The sequence below is a fragment of the Cupriavidus sp. KB_39 genome, assembly GCF_052114485.1.
Classification (GTDB): Bacteria; Pseudomonadota; Gammaproteobacteria; order Burkholderiales; family Burkholderiaceae; genus Cupriavidus.
The window spans coordinates 1-19,891 of sequence record NZ_JBFREV010000027.1 but is presented as its reverse complement, the minus strand read 5'-3'; the positions used below and the strand labels follow the sequence as shown (position 1 = coordinate 19,891).

Sequence of the window (19,891 nt, the reverse complement as noted above, 5' to 3'; positions counted from 1 at the left end):
CCATGAACCCATCTTCCTGACTCTTTCCCTGCTAAGGATCTTGGGATCTCSCATGCTTACCCGCCCCCACCTGCGTCTCCTGGTGGCTGGTACCTTGGCCCTCTCGGGCCTGATCGGCAGTATTGCCGCCAGCCACGCGCAAGTTGCCTTCTGGCACACCGCCCGGGCCGAACAGTCGGCGCGCGTCAACCGCGTTGCCGGCGGATGGGAAATGGCGAGCGTACGTGCCGAAAGCCGGGATCATGTGCGGGCACAGATCGAACGCATGGAGCAGCGGGCGCGCAATGACGACCGCCTGAGCGGGCGCCCGCCCGGTGCGCCGGGCCGCGACGAGGATCGTCCGGTACGGCAGACGTCCGACCGCAGCAGCGTGAATGATAACCCGGGGCGCAGCAACGACATGCGTCCATCCGGCATGGGCCCGGGCTGGCAGGCGCGCAGCCGCGATGGCGGGCGCTGAGTCCCGCGCCTCTCCCCTTCTCCCCTTTCTCGAACGGCCGGAACTCCGGCCGTTTTGCTTGGTCTTTCAAGATGTGCGGGCCTCGTGCCCGCACAGGCTGCCGCCCGGTGCAGTCGGCGATTCCAGACGGGGTTCAACCCCGGCGCCCTCGCAGCGTGCCGTTGTTGCGCAGACGGCAATCGAACTGACCTGCCTCTGCCCGGCACCCACTGGTCCGGCTCCGGCCACTCCGGTCTTGTCCCGATATCCTCACCGGGCGCAGCCTCCACGTACAATGTGACGATTGTCAGCCTCCGTGCCTGCCACATCGCCTCCACAATGCCTACCACCGCAAGCCAAGCCCCTGCCCTCRGCGCCGATGCGCGYCGCCCGGCCCGGGGCAAGTCCAAGCTGATCACCGTCGCCCTGGCCTTCCTGTTCGGCAGCCTGGGAGCACATCGCTTCTATCTGAAGGGCTTCGGCGACAAGTTCGGCTGGGCACACCTGCTGGCCACGCTGGCGGGGGCGATCGGAATTGCGTCGCTGGTGACGGGCGCCGGGTCCACCGCGTTGAACTGGACGTTCGCGGTGGCGGGCGGCACCTCGGTGATTGCGGCATTCCTGACCGCCATCGTGTTCGGGCTACGCCCCGACGACCGCTGGGATGCGCGCTATAACGCACACGGCAMGCCCACGCGCTCCGGCTGGCCCGTGGTGATCCTGGTCATCCTGTCGCTSCTGATCGGCACCGGCCTGCTCATGGCCGGGCTCGCCATCAGCTTCCAGACGTTCTTCGAGTCGCAGGTGGAGGCGGCCAAGGCGCTTTCCCAATAGTCAGCGCGCACTTTCGCTGCAACCTGACAATGGGATGACATTGGTCAAACGCGCTTCTGCAAATCACCCATACTGGTAAGTCCGAGTACGCACGGAATGGAGCATGGCCCGCCATGGCGGGACGATGCAAAGGAGTGCCCGATGGAACATCCCACGTATGAAGAAGGACGCCTGGCTGCTATCGCAGTCAGGCTGGCCCTGTCGTCGGGCCTGCCGACGACCAGTGCGAAGGCCGCGCTGGAGCTGGCCTGCCGCATGATCGAGGATCAGCAGGCGGCGCCTCAGAACAGCGAACCCTGCCGGTCGTCGGTACCGCGCGGACGCCCGTTGGGCCGGGTCGGCCTGGGCGGGGGCCTGAAGCGCGACGTATCGAGTTCGAACCGGTTGTAACGGAAGCCTAGCCGCTCGGCGGTCTTGTAGAACCGCTGACGCATCAGATCGGCCCAAATCCCCGTGCCGCGCATGCGCGAGGCGAAGTCGGCATCGTAATCCTTGCCGCCCCGCATCTCGCGCACGCGGTTCATGACCCGCTCGGCACGATCCGGGAAATGCGCTTCGAGCCACTCCTGGAACAGCGGACTCACCTCCCACGGCAGACGCAGCACGATGTAGTTGGCGTAGACCGCCCCGGCCTCCCGGGCGGCTTCCAGCACGCGCTCGAGGTCCGGTTCGGTGACGAACGGGATAATCGGCGCCACGCTCACCCCTACCGGAATCCCCGCATCGGTCAGTTCACGAATCGTGCGCAGCCGCCGCGCCGGCGTGGCTGCGCGCGGTTCCAGCGTGCGGGCGATGCCGGCGTCGAGTGTCGTGATCGTCACAGCCCCCACCGCGAGCCGCTTGGCGGCCATGGGCGCCAGCAGGTCGATATCCCGTTCGATCAGTGACGACTTCGTGATCAGCGCCACCGGGTGGTCGGTCTCGTGCAGTACCTCCAGCAGGCTGCGCGTGATGCGCTGCTCGCGCTCGATGGGCTGGTAGGCGTCGGTGTTCACGCCCAGCGCGATGGTCTCGCACCGATACGACGGCTTGGACAATTCTTCGCGCAGGCGCTCGGCCGCATTGGTCTTGGCATAAAGCTTCGTCTCGAAATCGAGCCCCGGTGACAGGTCCAGATAGGCGTGCGTCGGCCGGGCGAAGCAGTAGATGCAGCCGTGCTCGCAGCCCCGGTAAGGATTGAGCGAGACATCGAACGGGATGTCGGGCGAGGCGTTGCGCGACAGGATCGAGCGGGCCTGCTCGAGCGTGACCCGGGTGACGAGCTTGGGCGGCAGCGCGTCATCGGCGGGGGCCGGGTCGTCATCGGCCGGCGCCCAGCCGTCGTCGAACGCCTCGCGCTGGTCGCGCTCGAAGCGTCCCTGGAGGTTGCTGACGGCGCCGCGCCCCTTGCGGGCCACGGGCGGACGGCGGGCGCCCTCGCCCTCCCCGTCACCGCCGAGGTCGTGTTCGTCACCCATCTTGCATCGAACGGCCTTACTCGCGCTCTTCCACCGAGATGGCCAATGTCTCCTTGATTTCTTCCATCACCACGTAGCTTTTAGATTGGGCTGCGCCCGGCAACTGCAACAGAATGTCGCCGAGCAGACGGCGGTACTCGCTGATCTCGCGAATCCGCGCCTTGATCAGGTAGTCGAAGTCGCCCGAGACGAGGTGACATTCCAGCACCTCGGGAATCCGCAGCACCTCGCGCCGGAACTGCTCGAACATATTGCCCGATTTGTTGCCCAGCGAAATCTCCACGAATACCAGCAGCGCACTGCCGAGCAGCCCCGGATTCAGCCGGGCGTAGTAGCCCATGATGACACCGTCGCGCTCCAGCCGCTTCACGCGCTCGATGCAGGGCGTGATGGTCAGCCCCACCCGCTCTGCCAGGTCTTTCATCGACACCCGCCCGTCGTCCTGGAGCACCGTGAGAATCTTCCGATCCAGCCGATCGAGGCCGCGCACCGGCTGACGTGTCGTTCTCATGACTTTTTCCTGTTTTTCTAATTTAATCGGTAACTAACACTGCTTTGAAGTCAATAGTATAGATACGAATCCTTCTATTCCATTCTTTCGCAGGTCCGGAGTCATCGAGATGCGTGTTCTAGTGCTTGGCAGTGGCGTTATTGGCGTGACCAGCGCGTGGTACCTGGCCCGTGCCGGTCATGAAGTGACCGTCGTGGATCGCGAGTCCGCGCCCGCGCTCGGCACCAGCTTTGCCAACGCCGGCCAGATCTCGCCGGGCTACGCGTCGCCGTGGGCCGCGCCGGGCGTGCCGCTCAAGGCCATCAAGTGGATGTTCCAGGAGCACGCGCCGCTGAGCATCAAGCCTGACGGCACGCTGTTCCAGCTCCAGTGGATGTGGCAGATGCTGCGCAATTGCACGCCGGCACGCTATGCCGTGAACAAGGAACGCATGGTGCGACTGGCCGAGTACAGCCGCGATTGCATCCGCACGCTGCGGGCCGAGACCGGTATTGCCTACGAAGGCCGCCAGCAAGGCACGCTCCAGGTGTTTCGCACGGACGCGCAGCTCGAAGCCGCCGCGCGCGACATCGCCGTGCTCGAGGAAGCGGGCGTGCCCTATCAATTGCTTTCGCGCGAGGAACTCGGCGCGAGCGAACCGGCGCTGGCCGCCGCAGGCCACAAGCTGGCCGGCGGCCTGCGCCTGCCGAACGATGAAACCGGGGATTGCCAGCTGTTTACCCAACGGCTGGCAGCCATGGCCGAATCGCTCGGCGTGCAGTTCCTCTACAACCGCTCGATCGACGGCCTGATGACCCAGGGCGATGCCGTGACCGGTGCCGTGGTYGGCGGCCAGCCGATGTATGCCGAGGCCGTGGTGGTGGCGCTCGGGAGCTGGTCCACGCCGTTCGTCCGCAATGTGCTGCCGGGGCTGTCGAACCTGCCGGTGTACCCGCTCAAGGGCTTCTCGATCACGGTGCCGATGACCGATGCCGCGCGCAGCCCGGTATCCACGGTGCTCGACGAGACCTACAAGGTGGCGATCACGCGCTTCGACGACCGCATCCGCGTGGGCGGCATGGCGCAGATCGTCGGCTACGACCGTTCGCTCGATCCGGCCAAGCGCCGCACGCTCGAACACGTGGTGACGGACCTGTTCCCCGGCGCCGGGGATGTCAGCCGCGCCACGTTCTGGACTGGCCTGCGTCCGATGACGCCGGACGGCACGCCCGTGGTCGGCCCCGCCGGGATTCGCGGCCTGTGGCTCAACACCGGCCACGGCACGCTCGGCTGGACCATGGCCTGCGGCTCGGGCAAGCTGCTGTCCGACCTGGTCTCGGGCACGCAGCCAGCGATTCGCGCCGACGACCTGTCGGTGGACCGCTACCGCCAGCCCGCGCGCACGCACGGCGTGCCGCGTCCGGTGCCGGCCTGATCGTTCCTGATCTCGGACTTCGACGAAAAAAAGGCGACCTTCGGGTCGCCTTTTTTCATCCCCAACGCAAGTTGCGCGTCAGAACTGGTCCACCGACATCGCCTTGACCGGCTCGGCGCCGGCCACGATGGCGTCGCGCAGCGACGACGCCTGCGACAGGATGTGCTCGCCGAAGAAATGCGCCGTGGCGATCTTGGCMTCRTAAAACGCCGGGTCTTCGCTACGCTTGGCATCCGCCGCCAGCATCGCGCGGCCCAGTTGCCAGCCCGAGAACACGATGCCGCACAGCTTCAGGTACGGCACGCTGCCCGCGAACACCGCGTTCGGATCGCCCTTGGCGTTCTCCACGACGAAGCCCACCACGGCCTCGAGCGCCTCGCGACCCCGCTTCAACTGGCCCTGCACCGCCTGGAACGAGGCGCAGCTGTGCTGGCCGAGCGCGGCCTCGGTCTCGGCGATCTTCGCGCAGATCGCGCGCGCCACGGCACCGCCATCGCGCACGGTCTTGCGGCCGACGAGGTCATTGGCCTGGATGGCCGTGGTGCCCTCGTAGATCGGCAGGATCCGCGCGTCGCGGTAGTACTGGGCCGCGCCGGTTTCCTCGATGAAGCCCATGCCGCCGTGCACCTGCACGCCGAGGCTGGTCACGTCGATCGACAGCTCGGTGCTCCAGCCCTTGATCACGGGCACCATGAACTCGTAGAACGCCTGGTTTTCGCGGCGCGTCGCCTCGTCCGGATGCTGGTGGGCGGCATCGCTGGCCGCGGCGGCCACGTAGGCCACGGCACGTGCGCCTTCGATCAGTGCGCGCATCGTCATCAGCATGCGCTTGACGTCGGGGTGATGGATGATCGTCACGGCCTCGCGCGCCGAGCCATCGACCGGCCGGCTCTGCACGCGCTCCCGCGCATAGGCCACGGCGTGCTGGTAGGCGCGCTCGGACACCGCGATGCCCTGCATGCCCACCGCGAAGCGCGCCGCATTCATCATGATGAACATGTATTCGAGGCCGCGATTCTCCTCGCCCACCAGCGTGCCGACGGCGCCGCCGTGATCGCCGAACTGGAGCACCGCCGTCGGGCTGGCCTTGATGCCGAGCTTGTGCTCGATCGACACGCAGTGCACGTCGTTGCGCGCACCGGTCGTGCCGTCCGGGTTGACCAGGAACTTCGGCACGACGAACAGCGAGATGCCCTTGACGCCCTCGGGCGCGGTCGGCGTGCGGGCCAGCACCAGATGGACGATGTTCTTCGCCATGTCGTGCTCGCCGTACGTGATGAAAATCTTGGTGCCGAACAGCTTGAAYGTGCCGTCGCCCTGCGGCTCGGCGCGCGTGCGCACGGCGGCCAGGTCCGAGCCGGCCTGCGGCTCGGTCAGGTTCATCGTGCCGGTCCATTCGCCCGCAATCAGCTTGGGCAGGATGACCGTCTTCTGTTCGTCGGTGCCGGCAGTCAGCAGGGCTTCGATGGCGCCATCGGTCAGCAGCGGGCACAGCGCGAACGACAGGTTGGCGCTGTTCAGCATCTCGATGCACGGCGTGCCGACGAGCTTGGGCAAGCCCTGGCCGCCAAAATCGCTCGGATGCAGCACGCCCTGCCAGCCGCCCTCGCCGAACTGGCGGAACGCGTCGCGGAACCCGGGCGTGGTGGTGACCACGCCGTCCTTCCAGCTGCTGGGGTCGAGATCGCCCGCGCGGTTCAGCGGGGCCACCACTTCCTCGTTGAACCGGGCCGCTTCCTCAAGCACGGCCTGCGCCGTGTCCGGGGTGGCTTCCTCATAGCCCGGCATCTGGCTGACGGCGTTCAGGTCCGCCAGTTCGTTCATGACGAACAGCATGTCCTTGAGCGGTGCGCGATAGGTCATCGAAGTCTCCTGGATCTTGTAAAAAAGCCGCTCGCGGGACGCTCCCGGAACGGCTTCATTCTTCTTGTTGGGGCGCCGGCGCCCGTACCAGACAGTACGCGGGCCGGCGCGGGGCCAGACCTCAGCCCAGTGCTGCCACCAGCTCAGGCACCACGGTGTTCAGGTCGCCCACCAGGCCGTAGTCCGCCACCGAGAAGATCGGGGCTTCGGCGTCCTTGTTGATCGCGACGATCACCTTGGAGTCCTTCATGCCGGCCAAATGCTGGATCGCGCCCGAAATACCGACCGCGATGTACAGCTGCGGCGCGACGATCTTGCCGGTCTGGCCGACCTGATAGTCGTTCGGCACGAAGCCGGCATCCACGGCCGCGCGCGAGGCGCCCAGCGCGGCGCCCAGCTTGTCGGCCAGCGGCGTCAGCACCTTGGTGTAGTTCTCGCCCGAACCCACGCCACGGCCACCGGAAACGATGATCTTGGCAGCGGTCAGTTCCGGACGGTCGCTCTTGGCCACTTCGCGCGAGACGAATTGCGAGATGCCCAGGTCGGCCACGGCCGGCAGGGTCTCGACAGCAGCCGAGCCACCTTCGGCGGCAGCCGCGTCGAACGCCGTGCCGCGCACCGTGATGACCTTGATCTTGTCGGCCGACTTCACGGTGGCAATGGCGTTACCAGCGTAGATCGGGCGCTCGAAGGTATCCGGTGCGTCGACCTTGGAGATTTCCGAGATCTGGGCCACGTCCAGGCGGGCGGCCACGCGCGGCAGGATGTTCTTGCCGTAGGGCGTTGCCGGCGCCAGGATATGGCTGTAGTCGTTGGCGATGGCCAGGGCCTGCTCGGCCACGTTCTCGGCCAGGCCGTCGCCGAAATAGGCGGCATCGGCCAGCAGGACCTTGGTCACACCGGCGATCTTGGCAGCGGCATCGGCGGCAGCCTTGGCATTGGCGCCGGCTACCAGCACGTGGACGTCGCCACCGCACTGGGCGGCAGCCGTCACGGTGTTCAGCGTGGCGGCCTTGATCGATTGATTGTCGTGTTCAGCAATGACGAGTGCAGTCATGTTTTCTCTCCCCGCGCTCAGATAACCTTGGCTTCAGACTTCAGCTTTTGCACCAGCGTGGCCACATCGGGCACCATCACGCCTGCGCTGCGCTTGGCCGGCTCCACGACCTTCACGGTCGACAGACGCGGGGCCACATCCACACCGAGGTCTTCGGGCTTCACGGTTTCCAGCGGCTTCTTCTTGGCCTTCATGATGTTCGGCAGCGTCACGTAGCGCGGCTCGTTCAGGCGCAGGTCCGTGGTCACCACGGCCGGCAGCTTGACCGACAGCGTTTCCAGACCGCCATCCACTTCACGGGTCACCGATGCCTTGCCATCCGCCACCACCACCTTCGAGGCGAACGTGGCTTGCGGCAGGCCGGCCAGCGCGGCCACCATCTGGCCGGTCTGGTTCGAGTCATCGTCGATGGCCTGCTTGCCCAGGATCACCAGTTGCGGCTGTTCCTTGTCGATCAGTGCCTTGATCAGCTTGGCCACGGCCAGCGGCTGCAGGTCTTCGTTCGATTCCACCAGGATGCCGCGATCGGCGCCGATGGCCATCGCRGTGCGCAGGGTCTCCTGGCATTGCGTGACGCCGCACGACACGGCGATCACTTCGGTGACGACGCCAGCTTCTTTCAGGCGCACGGCCTCTTCCACGGCGATTTCGTCGAACGGGTTCATGCTCATTTTGACGTTGGCCAGGTCGACGCCCGAGCCATCCGACTTCACGCGGACCTTGACGTTGTAGTCCACCACCCGCTTGACTGCGACGAGTACTTTCATGCGCTCACTCCACTGATAGCTGATAGTCCAAAGATTTGAATCGCTCGCCATTATAACCACCGGGGTGGCGCAGCTTTAGTTTTTCGAACGATCGTACTATTTTATAGACAAAGAATTGCCGGGGCTAGCCCGGCAACTGAAGAAATCTGCGCCCATTGTGCCGCAGGATGCCCCGCGTGCACAGGGTTTGGACGATTTCCTCGAAAATCGTCCCGGACCGGCGCCCGATTGATGATTACCAGGCGGTGATCACCGACTCCTTGTAGGTGTTGGCGATGTACTGCTTCACCTCGGCCGAGTGGTAGGCCTTCACCAGCTTGGCCACCCACGGCTTGTCCTTGTCCGCCGCGCGGATGGCGATCAGGTTCGCGTACGGACCCTTCGGGCCTTCTGTGGCGATTGCATCACGCGTGGGGGACAGGCCGGCGGACTCGGCATAGTTGCCGTTGATCGCGGCGGCGTCCAGGTCGTCGAGCGAGCGCGGCAGCTGGGCAGCGTCGAGTTCGACGATCTTGATCTTCTTCGGATTTTCCACGATGTCCAGCGGCGTGGCCTTCAGACCGGCGTCCGGACGCAGCTTGATCAGGCCCTTGGCCTGCAGCAGCAACAGGCCGCGACCGCCGTTGGTCGGATCGTTCGGCACGCCCACGCGGGCGCCCTGCTTGATCTGGTCCAGCGACTTCACCTTCTTCGAGTACACACCCATCGGGAACGTGACCGTGAAGCCCACGTGCGTGAACTTGTAGCCGCGATCCTTGATCTGGGCTTCCAGGTACGGCAGATGCTGGTAGCTGTTGGCSTCGAGGTCGCCAGCGGCCAGCGCGGCGTTCGGCTGGATGTAGTCGCTGAACTCCACCACCTGGATGTTCAGGCCGTCCTTGGCCGCCACCTTCTTCACCTGCTCCATGATCTGCGCGTGCGGGCCGCCCGTCACGCCAACCTTGATCGGCTTTTCCTGCGCCAGCGCGCCCGTGGAAACGGCCAGGCCCAGCGCCACCGCTGCGGCAGTCTTCAGCAAATTACGACGTTGCATTTTTGATTTACCCCTAGTTTCCCTGCGAATTGAAACCCATCAGCGATGGCTGATGCGGCGCACGAGCCAGTCGCCAAAGCTCTGCACGGCCTGTACGAAGACGATCAGGATCACCACCACGGCGACCATGACCTCGGTGATATAGCGCTGGTAGCCGTAGCGGATGCCCAGGTCGCCCAGCCCGCCGCCGCCGATGGCGCCGGCCATGGCCGAATAGCCGACCAGGCTCACGAAGGTGATGGTCAGGCCGGCCACGATGCCGGGCATCGCCTCGGGCAGCAGCACCTTCCAGACGATCTGGCGCGTGGTGGCACCCATCGATTGCGCGGCTTCCACCAGGCCCTTGTCCACCTCGCGCAGCGCCGCCTCGACCAGCCGGGCGATGAACGGCACCGCCGCGATCGTCAGCGGCACCACAGCCGCCGTCGTGCCGATCGACGAACCGACGATAAAGCGCGTGAACGGGATCACCACCACCAGCAGGATGATGAACGGTATCGACCGCACCGCGTTCACGACCACGCCGATGGAGCGGTTGAACAGCGGATGCGACAGCACGCCGCCCCGGTTGGTCAGGTGCAGCAGCACGCCCAGCGGCACGCCGAACAGCGCGCCCACCACGCCCGAGATCGACACCATCAACAGTGTCTCGCCGAACGACGCCAGGAACAGGTCAAACATTTCAGACCACATGTTCGATCTCCTCCACCACGACGCCCTGCGTCTGCAAATACTCCATCGCCGCGCGCACCGCGGCCGGCTCGCCCGTGGCCATGATCGCCAGCGAGCCGAACGCCTGCCCCTGGATCTCGTCGATATGGCCGTGCAGGATGTTGAAGTCCAGTCCGTGCTGGCGGATCGCCTGGGCCAGCACCGGCTGGTCGACGTTCTCGCCCGTGAAGGCCAGCCGGTAGACGTGGTCGCGGCCGTTGCCGAGCCGGCTTTCCACGCGCTTGAGCACGCTGGCCGGCAGTTCCTGGGCAATCACGTCGCCGATCATCGCGCGCGTGACCTCGTGCTGCGGGCGCAGGAAGACGTCGATCACACGGCCGCTTTCCACCACCTGACCGGCCTCGAGCACGGCCACGCGGTCGCAGACCTGCTTGATGACCTCCATCTGGTGCGTGATCATGACGATGGTCAGGCCCAGCTCGCGATTGATCTGTTTGAGCAGGTCGAGGATTGAGCGCGTGGTCTCGGGATCCAGCGCGGAGGTGGCTTCGTCGGACAGCAGCACCTTCGGCTTGCTCGCCAGCGCGCGCGCAATGCCCACGCGCTGCTTCTGGCCGCCGCTGATCTGCGCGGGATGGCGGTCGCGCAGCGCCGACAGACCCACGAGGTCCAGCAGCGGCAGCACCGTCGCGGCAATCTCGGCCTTGGTCTTGCCGGCCAGCTCCAGCGGCAGCGCCACGTTGTCATAGACCGTGCGCGACGACAGCAGGTTGAAATGCTGGAAGATCATGCCGATTTCGCGGCGCGCCGCGCGCAGGCGGCTGGCATCCATCGCAGTCAAATCGTGGCCGTCGACGATCACCCGGCCGGCGCTGGGCCGGTTCAGCAGATTGATGGCACGCACCAGCGTGCTCTTGCCGGCCCCGCTTCGGCCGATGATGCCGAAGACTTCACCGGGCGCGATGGAGAGGCTGACATCGCGCAGCGCATGCACTTCCCCCGACCCGCCGGGGAATCGCTGCGAGAGTCCTTGCAGTTCGATCATGGAAAGAGAAAAGAAAACGGCAACAGCGTGGGGTCTCCAGCGTTGTTGCCGCGCATTATTTTTCTGAAGCTCGCATTTTATGCGATCCGCTTCATACCTCAAACGAGATTTTTTCGATCGCCTTATGCGCTGGGAGCATATAGAAGCACCGTCAATCGCATTTTTGCGAATTACGGGTCACTTGSATCGATGATCTTTGAGCGTATTCACCCTTCCATCATCACCTTCAGGTGCGCGAGCACGCTCCGCCCCAGCGCGCTGAGGTTGTAGCCCCCCTCCAGGCAGCTCACGATGCGGCCCTTGGCGTGCACGCGCGCCACTTCCATCAGCCGTTCGGTCATCCAGGCGTAGTCCTGCTCGACCAGGCCCATCTGGCCGAGGTCGTCCTCACGGTGGGCATCGAAACCGGCCGAGATGAACAGCATCTGGGGCCGGAACTCGTTCAGGCGTGGCAGCCAGATCGTCTCCACCACCTCGCGCACGGCCATGCCGTTGGTATAGGCGGGCAGCGGGATATTCGACATGTTCGGCGCAATGTGCTCCGTGCCGCTATACGGATAGAACGGGTGCTGGAAGAAGCTGCACATCAGCACCTGGGGGTCGTTGCGGAATGCCGCCTCGGTGCCGTTGCCGTGGTGGACATCGAAATCGATCACGGCCACGCGCTCCAGACCATGCGCGACCAGCGCGTGACGGGCGGCAATCGCCACGTTGTTATAGAAGCAGAAGCCCATGGCGCGGTCCGGCTCGGCGTGGTGGCCCGGCGGGCGCACGCAGCAAAACGCGTTTTCCAGTTCGCCGGCCATCACGGCGTCGGTGGCGGCCACGGCGGCGCCGGCCGCGTGCGTGGCGGCGGTCAGCGTGTGGCGGTTCATCGTGGTATCGGGATCGATCGCGTGGTAGCCGCTCGCGGGGCTCACGGACGCCAGCTGGGAGACGTAGTCGGGCCGGTGCACGCGCTCGATCTGCTCCTCGGTGGCGGCCGGCGCGTCGCGGCGGTCCAGCAGCCCGTCCAGCCCGTGCGAGATCAGGTGATCCTCGATCGCCTGCAGCCGTTCCGGGCATTCCGGATGGAAATGTCCCATCTCGTGCAGCTGGAATGCGGGATGTGTGTAATAGCCCGTTGGCATTGTCGTTTCCGGGTCAAGTTTGTCTCCAATCGATACGTTAGCACATGACGTGCCACATCATCCGTGGRCCGGCGGGGTCGCTGGCGCCGGGAGGCATCCGCTATACTCGGTGCGACTTGCAAAGGACAACATGACCGACAAACAGCGCTCCATGCGCCGCCCGCTGCTGGGCGCCGCACTCACCGCTGCCGCATTGGGCCTGTGCGGCGTTTCTCCTCGACTGATGGCTGCCGGCAAGCGTCGCGTGGCCGTCCGGGAAGAAGAAATCGAACCGGGCCGCTATCGAAATCATCCGCAAACCCGTGCGTTCATCGACGACATGGTGGCCCGCCACGGCTTCCCGCGCGCGGAGCTGGACACGTATTTCAGTCAGGCCGTGTATTCGGCCACGGTGTCGCGGCTGATCATGCCGCCGAGCACGCCGGGCCGGAAGAGCTGGCGGACGTACCGCTCGCGCTTTATCGAGCCGATCCGCATCAACGCCGGCGTGCGCTTCTGGCAGGAAAACCGCGACACGCTGCGCCGCGCCGAGGCCGAATTCGGCGTGCCGGCGTCGGTCATCGTCGGCATCATCGGCGTGGAAACCATCTACGGGCGCGATATGGGCACGTTCCGCGTGCTGGATTCGCTCTCCACGCTGGCCTTCGACTATCCGGACACCCCGAACCGCGACGCACGCACCCGGCTGTTCCGCGAGCAGTTGGCGGACTACCTGCTCTGGTGCCGCGAGACCCGCACCGATGTCTATTCGGTACTCGGCTCGTACGCGGGCGCGGTGGGCATTCCGCAGTTCATGCCGACCAGCCTGCGCGAGTACGCGATCGACTATGACAAGGACGGGCACGTCGACCTGCGCAACAGCGCCGTCGATGCCATTGGTAGCGTGGGCCGCTTCCTGCAGTTGCACGGCTGGGAACAGGGCCGGCCCGTGATCTGGAGCATTGCCGGCGACGAAGGCAGCCGGGGCATTGCCGGGGCTGCGGCAGACGGCGAGCCGTGGCCCACGCGCACGCTGAACCAGCTCACCCGCGCCGGGTTGCGCGTGGACGAGCCGATCGACCTCCAGCGCGAAGGCGAGACCGGCGTGCTGGTGGTGGACTTGCCCACGCCGGACCAGCCCACCGAGTACCTGATCGGCCTGCGCAATTTCTACGTGCTCACGCGCTACAACCGTAGCTTTTTCTACGCGCTGGCGGTGTACCAACTCGGCGAGGCAGTCAAAGCGGCGATGGGCTGATCGCCACCCCCCATTCGCCGACCCCAAATCCCCGTCCAGGCTCTGTCTTGCCGGGGATTTTCTTTTGGCCTATAGTTACCCATATGGCTAACTATCAAGCGACAGTCAGCGAGGTATTTCACGCGCTCGCCGACCCCACCCGCTGTGCGATTGTCAGCGCACTGGGCGGCGGCGCGCAGTCGGTGTCCACGCTGGCGGCGCCRTTCGACATGGCGCTGCCGTCGTTCATGAAGCACCTGACCGTGCTCGAGCGTAGCGGCCTGATCCGCACGCACAAGCTCGGGCGCACCCGCACGTGTGAGTTGTTGCCGGAGCGGCTCTCGCAGGCTGAGCAGTGGATCGCCGAGCAGCGCGCCGTCTGGGAGGCCAGGTCCGATCGCATGGCCCAATTCGTCGAACGTCTACATCAGGAGGAGCAAGCCCATGTCAAACAGCCCAGCCGACAACGCTGAATCCCGCGACCTCGTCATCTCCCGCGTGCTGCGCGCGCCGCGCTCGGCACTGTGGCGCGCCTGGTCGGATCCGGCATTGCTCAAGGAATGGTGGTGCCCCAAGCCCTGGACGACCGAGGTGCTGGCCTTCGACCTCCAGCCCGGCGGCGCCTTCCATACCATCATGCGCGGCCCCGACGGTGGCGTGAGCGACAACCCTGGCAGCTTTCTCGAAGTGGTGCCGCAATCGCGCCTTGTCATGACGTCGATGCTGACSGGCGGCTGGCGTCCGGCCAAGCCGTGGCTCGGCTTCACGGCMATCATCACCATGGCCGACGAAGGCACGGGCAGCCGCTACACCGCCACGGTGATGCACCCCGATGACGAAACGCGGGACCAGCACGAGAAGCTGGGCTTCTTCGACGGCTGGAACACCTGCATCACCCAGCTCGACGACTTCGCGCTGAACTTGCGCTAGATAGAAAAAGGCCCCGGCAAACGCGCGGGGCCTTTACTCGTACGAGAAACGCGGGACCGATCAGGCCGGGAATACGCCGGTCGACAGGTAGCGGTCACCACGGTCGCAGACCACGAACACGATCGTCGCGTTTTCCACTTCCTCGGCCACGCGCAGCGCCACGCACAGCGCGCCGGCGGCGGAAATGCCGCAGAAGATGCCTTCCTCGCGCGCCATGCGGCGGGCCATGTGCTCGGCGTCGGCCTGCGACACCGGCTCCTGGCGGTCTACGTACTTCGGATCGTAGATCTTCGGCAGRTAGGCTTCCGGCCACTTGCGGATGCCGGGGATGCGCGAGCCTTCGGCCGGCTGCGCGCCGACGATCTGAATCGCCGGGTTCTTTTCCTTGAGGAAGCGCGAGACGCCGGTAATCGTGCCCGTGGTGCCCATGGCGGACACAAAGTGCGTGATACGGCCCTCGGTTTCCGCCCAGAGTTCCGGGCCCGTGGTCTCGTAGTGCGCCAGCGGATTGTCCGGATTGGCGAACTGGTCGAGGATCACACCCTTGCCTTCGCGCTCCATGGCTTCGGCGAGGTCACGCGCGTACTCCATGCCGCCCTTGACCGGCGTGAGGATGATCTCCGCGCCATAGGCCGACATGCTCTGCCGGCGCTCGAGGCTCAGGTCCTCCGGCATGATCAACACCATGCGGTAGCCGCGGATGGCCGCAGCCATGGCCAGCGCGATGCCGGTATTGCCCGAGGTCGCCTCGATCAGCGTGTCGCCCGGCTTGATGCGGCCGCGCGCCTCGGCACCACGGATCATCGACAGCGCGGGACGGTCCTTGACGGAACCGGCCGGGTTATTGCCTTCGAGCTTGCCGAGAATCACATTGCCGCGCGCCTCGATGGCGGCGCCGGGGATGCGCTGGAGTCTGACCAGCGGCGTATTGCCGATGGTGTCTTCGATCGTCTTGTAGGCCATGGTGCAGGGGAATGTCGCGGGAGGGGGTGTCGCCAATGTCTTTGTTGTCGCGGGTCATTGTAATGCACCCACCTTACCCGCACCGGCAGGGCGGGCATTCCCCCACCCCAGCCGGCCCCGCCATGCCGCCGAATCAGTGCGGCAGCGCGGTTTCTTCGTCGCGGCCCTTGCCCAGCAGGTGATACAGCAGGATGGCGCCGAACGTGGCCGTGCCGATGCCACCGAGCGTCATGCCACCGAGCTTCAGCGTCAGGTCRCCAGCGGCCACGGTCAGCGTGGCCCCCACCGTGATCAAGTTGCGCGAGCTGGAGAAATCCACGCCGTTCTGCACCCAGATCCGCCCGGCCGTGGCCGAGATCAGGCCAAACACGACGATGGTCAGGCCGCCGATGACCGGGCCCGGAATCGTCAGGATCAGCGCGCCGAACTTCGGCGAGAAGCCGAGCAGAATGGCCACCGCCGCCGCTACCACGAAGATCAGCGTCGAGTAGATGCGCGTCACCGCCATCACACCCATGTTCTCCGCGTACGTGGTCACGCCCGTGCCGCCGCCCGAGGCGGACAGCATCGTGGCCACGCCATCGCCGATGAACGCGCGACCGATATACGGGTCCAGGTTGCGGCCCGTCATCACGCCGATGGCCTTGATGTGGCCGAGGTTCTCCGCCACAAGCACGATCGCCACCGGGGCGATCAGCAGCATCGCGCTCGGCTCGAACACCGGCGCCGTGAACGCGGGCAGGCCGAACCAGCCGGCCGCAATCACGCCTGAGAAGTCGATGGCCTTGCCCATGCCCATCACATTGGTGGCGATGTAATACGCGAGGTAGCCAGCCAGCCCGCCCAGCAGCACCGGCAGGCGCCCCACCATGCCCGGCGCGCGCACGGCGATCAGACCCACGGCCAGCACGGTCAGCAGTCCGATCCAGGTATCGAGCGGCGCGGCGCTGACGGCCTTGACGGCCACCGGCGCCAGGTTCAGGCCAATCGCTGCAACGATGGCGCCGGTCACCACCGGCGGCATCAGCTTCTCCACCCAGGCGTAGCCGACCGCCTGCACGATCAGGCCGATCAATGTGTAGACCGCCCCCGCCGCGATGATGCCGCCGAGCGCCACCGGGATATTCAGGTTCGGCCCGCTGCCGGCATAGCCGGTGGCCGCGATGACCACGGCGATGAACGCGAAGCTCGATCCCAGATAGCTCGGCACGCGCCCGCGTACGAACAGGAAGAAAATCAGCGTGCCGATGCCCGAGAACAGGATGGCGATATTCGGATTGAAGCCCATCAGGATCGGCGCGATGGCCGTGGAGCCGAACATCGCCACTACGTGCTGGATGCCCGCCAGAATCGTCTGCCCCGCGGGCAGCCGCTCGTCCGGGCCGATCACGCCCGATGTCTTCAGCCGCCATTTCGGCAGGAAGCCCGTGTCCTCGCCATTCGCCATGTTGTTTTCTCCCTGTTATCGACGTCGCGCATGATACTCCGCGCCGCCCTGGCCGCGAAGCGACCGGGCCGGCGCCGGCCGACAAGGAAGCACAACGCATACCAGCCCCGGGCTGTTGACGCCCCGGGCCTGGTCTGCCGCATGGCGTCAGCGGGCCGCCTTCTGCGTCGATGGTGCCGCGCTGGCCTTTGCCTTGGGATCCTTGCGAGGGGGCGGCGCAGCCTTGCCGAACGTCAGCCCGGCGGCCTCGAGGTTGGCCACCGACTTCGGCCCCACGCCGGGCACCCGGTCCGCGAGGTCGCCGGCATCCTTGAAGGCGCCATGCTTCTCGCGCTCATCGAGGATCCGCTTGGCGGTAGCCGGCCCGATGCCCTTCACGCCGGTCAGCGCGRCTTCGTCCGCCACGTTGACGTCCACGTTGGCATAGGCCGCGCCGCCGAACGCGAGCGACACCAGCAGCGCCACGAACATCCGGCGCATGCACTGGATCAGGGAAACATCGAAGGGATTGCGCATCAGAAAACTCCTTTCCTTATTGGACTCAAGGCTCCGTGCCGGGATGGCGACGGAGCCTTGTCAGGATAGGAGCGGGTGACGGCTAGACGCGTAGTCGGCCACAATCGTTCACAACATCCGCGCGGATGTGTGGCCAACTGCAACGAGGATGTTGCAATCGGCGGTCGGAAACATCCGAAACGGTCAGCCGTTACGCTCGAGCAGCCACTTGCAGTAGCGCGAGACGCCTTCCTGCACCGTGAGGAACGGGGCGGTATAGCCCGCCGACCGCAGGCGCGACACATCGGACTGCGTGAAGCACTGGTACTTGCCGCGCAGCGCGTCGGGGAATTTCACGTATTCGACCAGCCCTTCCTGCACCATCTCCTCCAGCGAGAGCGGCGGCTTGTCCTCGATCTCGCGCAGCGTGTTGACCACGCTGGCGGCGATGTCGTTGAACGGCTGCGAGCGGCCGGTGCCAAGGTTGAAGATGCCGGACTTTTCCGGATGATCGAGGAAGTACAGGTTGACCTTGACCACGTCCTCCACGGACACGAAGTCGCGGCTCTGCGTACCCGGCGCGTAGCCGTTGTACTCGCCGAACAGCTTCACCGAGCCCTCGGCGCGGAACTGGTTGAAGTGGTGGAACGCCACCGAGGCCATGCGGCCCTTGTGGTACTCGCGCGGGCCGTACACGTTGAAGTAGCGGAAGCCGACGATCTGCGAGTGGGCCGCCGGCAGCCGGCGCCGCACCACCTGGTCGAACAGGAACTTCGAATAGCCGTACACGTTCAGCGGGCGCTCGTACTCGCGGTCCTCGCGGAACATCGTCGACGCCCCGTAGGTGGCCGCCGACGAGGCGTAGAGGAACTGCGTGCCCTGCTCCAGGCAGGCTTCCATCAGCGCCAGCGTGTAGCGGTAGTTGTTCTCCATCATGTAGCGGCCGTCGGTCTCCATGGTGTCGGAGCACGCGCCCTCGTGGAACACCGCGCGGACCTTGCCGAAGTCCCCCCGCGCAAAGCGCTGGACGAATTCCGACTTGTCGAGGTAGTCGGCGATCTCGCAGTCCACGAGGTTGCCGAACTTCTCGGCACGGGTCAGGTTGTCGACCGCGACAATATTGGTCTCGCCGCGCTCGTTCAAGCCCTTGACGAGGTTGCTGCCGATAAAGCCGGCGGCGCCGGTCACGATGATGGTCATGGTAGTTTCAGACTCGAATTTCGGACTTTTACGACACGCGCCTCAGGCGCCGAACAGTTCGGGATACGTGACAACGGCGGTACCCAGCTTGCCGACCACGATGGCGCCGGCCCGGTTGGCGTGCTGCACGGCTTCCTTGAGCGGCACGCCGGCACCGATCATCGTGGCCAGCGTGGCGATCACGGTATCGCCGGCCCCCGATACATCATAGACTTCGCGCGCCTGGGCCGAGACATGAAGCACCTCGGCCTCGGTGTAGAGCGTCATGCCCTCCTCCGAGCGCGTCAGCAGCAGCGCTTCAAGCTGGAGCGAGCGGCGCAGGTTCTGGGCGCGGATKGTCAGGTCCGCCTCGGTCTTCCAGGCGCCCACCACGGCACGCATCTCGGCACGGTTCGGCGTGATCAGCGTGGCACCCCGGTAGCGCGAGTAGTCGTCGCCCTTGGGGTCCACCAGCACGGTGCGGCCGGCCGCACGGCCCGCCTCCACCATGCGGCCGACGTGCGCCAGACCGCCCTTGCCGTAGTCGGACAAGACCAGCACCTGATAGTCGGCCACCAGAGTATTGAAGCGCTCCTGTACCGAAGCCAGCACTTCGTTGGCCGGCGCGCTCTCGAAATCGACGCGCAGCAACTGCTGCTGATGGGCCAGCACGCGCAGCTTGATCGTCGTATTGAGGGTGGGATCGCGTTGCAGGTAGGGCTGCACGTGGCTCTCGGCCAGCAGCGCCTCGAGCGTGCGGCCCGGCTCGTCATCGCCGATCACGCCGAGCATGCCYACCCGGGCGCCCAGCGCCGCGGCATTGCGGGCCACGTTGGCGGCGCCGCCCAGGCGCTCGTCACTGCGCTTGACCTGCACCACGGGCACCGGCGCCTCCGGGGAAATGCGCTCCACGTCGCCAAACCAGTAACGGTCCAGCATCATGTCGCCCACCACCAGCACCTGCGATTGTCGAATCTGGTCCTGCGAAATCTGATTCTTGCTCATAGGGTCTYAGCGCATCGAGGCAGAGCGCCCGATCGCGTGGTATTCGATGCCGGCTGTCGCCATGGCATCGGGTTCGTAGAGATTGCGGCCGTCGATAATGACCGGGGTCTTCAGCTTGGCGCGGATGGCACTGAAATCCGGGCTCCGGAAGACCTTCCACTCGGTCACGATCACGAGCGCGTCGGCGTCCTCGAGGACATCCATCTGCGCCTCGCAGAAGTGTACTCGCCCCGCGCCGCCTTCGATGTCCGCAAGATCCGTCTCGATCACACGGCGCGCTTCGGGCATCGCCACCGGGTCGTGCACGCGCAGCGCGGCGCCGCGCGACACCAGCTCGCGCGCCAGCACCCGCGACGGCGCTTCCCGCATGTCATCGGTATTCGGCTTGAAGGCGAGGCCCCAGATTGCGAAGGTCTTGCCCGTCAGGTCTTCCC

At 65.9% G+C, this 19,891-nt stretch carries 21 protein-coding genes; 6 read left to right on the top strand and 15 right to left on the bottom strand.

The window, feature by feature from the left end; all coding sequences use genetic code 11:
• Positions 1–52 precede the first annotated feature (52 nt).
• Both AB4Z27_RS19640 and AB4Z27_RS19635 read left to right on the top strand, forming a co-directional pair.
• Positions 53–460, top strand: a complete 408-nt coding sequence (locus AB4Z27_RS19640; protein WP_441645051.1) for a hypothetical protein — start codon at positions 53–55, stop codon at positions 458–460.
• A gap of 318 nt (positions 461–778) precedes the next feature.
• Positions 779–1,273 (top strand): NINE protein, encoded by a 495-nt coding sequence (locus tag AB4Z27_RS19635; RefSeq protein ID WP_441645050.1) that lies wholly within the window; start codon positions 779–781, stop codon positions 1,271–1,273.
• A 281-nt stretch (positions 1,274–1,554) separates the two neighbouring features.
• On the opposite strand, the gene AB4Z27_RS19630 is transcribed toward AB4Z27_RS19635, so the two are convergent.
• Together AB4Z27_RS19630 and AB4Z27_RS19625 are read right to left on the bottom strand one after the other, a co-directional pair.
• Positions 1,555–2,730 carry a PA0069 family radical SAM protein gene (locus tag AB4Z27_RS19630; RefSeq protein ID WP_441645049.1) on the bottom strand — a complete coding sequence of 392 codons (1,176 nt, stop codon included), beginning with the start codon at positions 2,728–2,730 and terminating at the stop codon, positions 1,555–1,557.
• Between the two features lie 16 nt (positions 2,731–2,746).
• Positions 2,747–3,241 carry an Lrp/AsnC ligand binding domain-containing protein gene (locus AB4Z27_RS19625; RefSeq protein WP_092301927.1) on the bottom strand — a complete coding sequence of 165 codons (495 nt, stop codon included), beginning with the start codon at positions 3,239–3,241 and terminating at the stop codon, positions 2,747–2,749.
• Positions 3,242–3,350: 109 nt separating this feature from the next.
• On the opposite strand from AB4Z27_RS19625, the gene AB4Z27_RS19620 reads away from it, so the two are divergent.
• The gene (locus tag AB4Z27_RS19620) at positions 3,351–4,655 is read left to right on the top strand and encodes a D-amino acid dehydrogenase (protein WP_092301924.1); all 1,305 of its coding nucleotides are present in this window, start codon (positions 3,351–3,353) and stop codon (positions 4,653–4,655) included.
• 78 nt (positions 4,656–4,733) lie between these two features.
• On the opposite strand, the gene AB4Z27_RS19615 is transcribed toward AB4Z27_RS19620, so the two are convergent.
• The 7 genes from AB4Z27_RS19615 to AB4Z27_RS19585 all read right to left on the bottom strand — a co-directional run bounded on the left by AB4Z27_RS19615 (position 4,734) and on the right by AB4Z27_RS19585 (position 12,222).
• Positions 4,734–6,518, bottom strand: coding sequence for an acyl-CoA dehydrogenase (locus AB4Z27_RS19615; protein ID WP_441645048.1), 1,785 nt, complete (start codon positions 6,516–6,518; stop codon positions 4,734–4,736).
• 121 nt (positions 6,519–6,639) lie between these two features.
• The gene (locus AB4Z27_RS19610) at positions 6,640–7,575 is read right to left on the bottom strand and encodes an electron transfer flavoprotein subunit alpha/FixB family protein (protein ID WP_092301918.1); all 936 of its coding nucleotides are present in this window, start codon (positions 7,573–7,575) and stop codon (positions 6,640–6,642) included.
• Positions 7,576–7,592: 17 nt separating this feature from the next.
• Positions 7,593–8,342 (bottom strand): electron transfer flavoprotein subunit beta/FixA family protein, encoded by a 750-nt coding sequence (locus AB4Z27_RS19605; protein ID WP_092301915.1) that lies wholly within the window; start codon positions 8,340–8,342, stop codon positions 7,593–7,595.
• Positions 8,343–8,577: 235 nt separating this feature from the next.
• Complete coding sequence (locus AB4Z27_RS19600) at positions 8,578–9,375, bottom strand: MetQ/NlpA family ABC transporter substrate-binding protein (RefSeq protein WP_441645047.1); 798 nt, start codon at positions 9,373–9,375, stop codon at positions 8,578–8,580.
• A 39-nt stretch (positions 9,376–9,414) separates the two neighbouring features.
• Positions 9,415–10,068: a methionine ABC transporter permease gene (locus AB4Z27_RS19595; RefSeq protein ID WP_092301909.1), complete on the bottom strand. Its 654-nt coding sequence runs from the start codon at positions 10,066–10,068 to the stop codon at positions 9,415–9,417.
• The gene (locus tag AB4Z27_RS19590; protein WP_092301906.1) at positions 10,058–11,092 is read right to left on the bottom strand and encodes a methionine ABC transporter ATP-binding protein; all 1,035 of its coding nucleotides are present in this window, start codon (positions 11,090–11,092) and stop codon (positions 10,058–10,060) included. Before AB4Z27_RS19590 ends, AB4Z27_RS19595 begins: the two co-directional genes overlap by 11 nt.
• A 206-nt stretch (positions 11,093–11,298) precedes the next feature.
• Positions 11,299–12,222, bottom strand: a complete 924-nt coding sequence (locus AB4Z27_RS19585) for a histone deacetylase family protein (RefSeq protein WP_092301903.1) — start codon at positions 12,220–12,222, stop codon at positions 11,299–11,301.
• 130 nt (positions 12,223–12,352) lie between these two features.
• On the opposite strand from AB4Z27_RS19585, the gene mltB reads away from it, so the two are divergent.
• The 3 genes from mltB to AB4Z27_RS19570 all read left to right on the top strand — a co-directional run bounded on the left by mltB (position 12,353) and on the right by AB4Z27_RS19570 (position 14,368).
• The gene (gene mltB, locus AB4Z27_RS19580; RefSeq protein ID WP_441645046.1) at positions 12,353–13,459 is read left to right on the top strand and encodes a lytic murein transglycosylase B; all 1,107 of its coding nucleotides are present in this window, start codon (positions 12,353–12,355) and stop codon (positions 13,457–13,459) included.
• 83 nt (positions 13,460–13,542) lie between these two features.
• Positions 13,543–13,911 (top strand): ArsR/SmtB family transcription factor, encoded by a 369-nt coding sequence (locus AB4Z27_RS19575; protein WP_092301898.1) that lies wholly within the window; start codon positions 13,543–13,545, stop codon positions 13,909–13,911.
• The gene (locus AB4Z27_RS19570) at positions 13,883–14,368 is read left to right on the top strand and encodes an SRPBCC family protein (RefSeq protein WP_441593608.1); all 486 of its coding nucleotides are present in this window, start codon (positions 13,883–13,885) and stop codon (positions 14,366–14,368) included. The genes AB4Z27_RS19575 and AB4Z27_RS19570 overlap by 29 nt, the downstream gene beginning before the upstream one ends.
• Positions 14,369–14,428: 60 nt before the next feature.
• Here AB4Z27_RS19570 and cysM read toward each other — a convergent pair whose 3' ends face one another.
• The 6 genes from cysM to AB4Z27_RS19540 all read right to left on the bottom strand — a co-directional run.
• Positions 14,429–15,331 carry a cysteine synthase CysM gene (gene cysM / locus AB4Z27_RS19565; RefSeq protein WP_092302019.1) on the bottom strand — a complete coding sequence of 301 codons (903 nt, stop codon included), beginning with the start codon at positions 15,329–15,331 and terminating at the stop codon, positions 14,429–14,431.
• Positions 15,332–15,464: 133 nt separating this feature from the next.
• Entirely contained in the window at positions 15,465–16,778 is a 1,314-nt protein-coding gene (locus tag AB4Z27_RS19560; protein ID WP_441593607.1) for a solute carrier family 23 protein, read from the bottom strand.
• Positions 16,779–16,925: 147 nt separating this feature from the next.
• Complete coding sequence (locus AB4Z27_RS19555) at positions 16,926–17,294, bottom strand: ComEA family DNA-binding protein (RefSeq protein ID WP_441645045.1); 369 nt, start codon at positions 17,292–17,294, stop codon at positions 16,926–16,928.
• Between the two features lie 183 nt (positions 17,295–17,477).
• A complete protein-coding gene (gene rfaD / locus AB4Z27_RS19550) occupies positions 17,478–18,473 on the bottom strand; it encodes an ADP-glyceromanno-heptose 6-epimerase (protein WP_092302010.1) in 996 nt (331 codons plus the stop codon).
• 42 nt (positions 18,474–18,515) lie between these two features.
• On the bottom strand, positions 18,516–19,457 hold the full coding sequence (gene rfaE1, locus AB4Z27_RS19545; protein WP_092302007.1) for a D-glycero-beta-D-manno-heptose-7-phosphate kinase: 942 nt from the start codon (positions 19,455–19,457) through the stop codon (positions 18,516–18,518).
• 6 nt (positions 19,458–19,463) lie between these two features.
• Positions 19,464–19,891 (bottom strand): UDP binding domain-containing protein (locus AB4Z27_RS19540; RefSeq protein ID WP_441645064.1); only part of this gene is annotated, 428 nt, incomplete at its 5' end.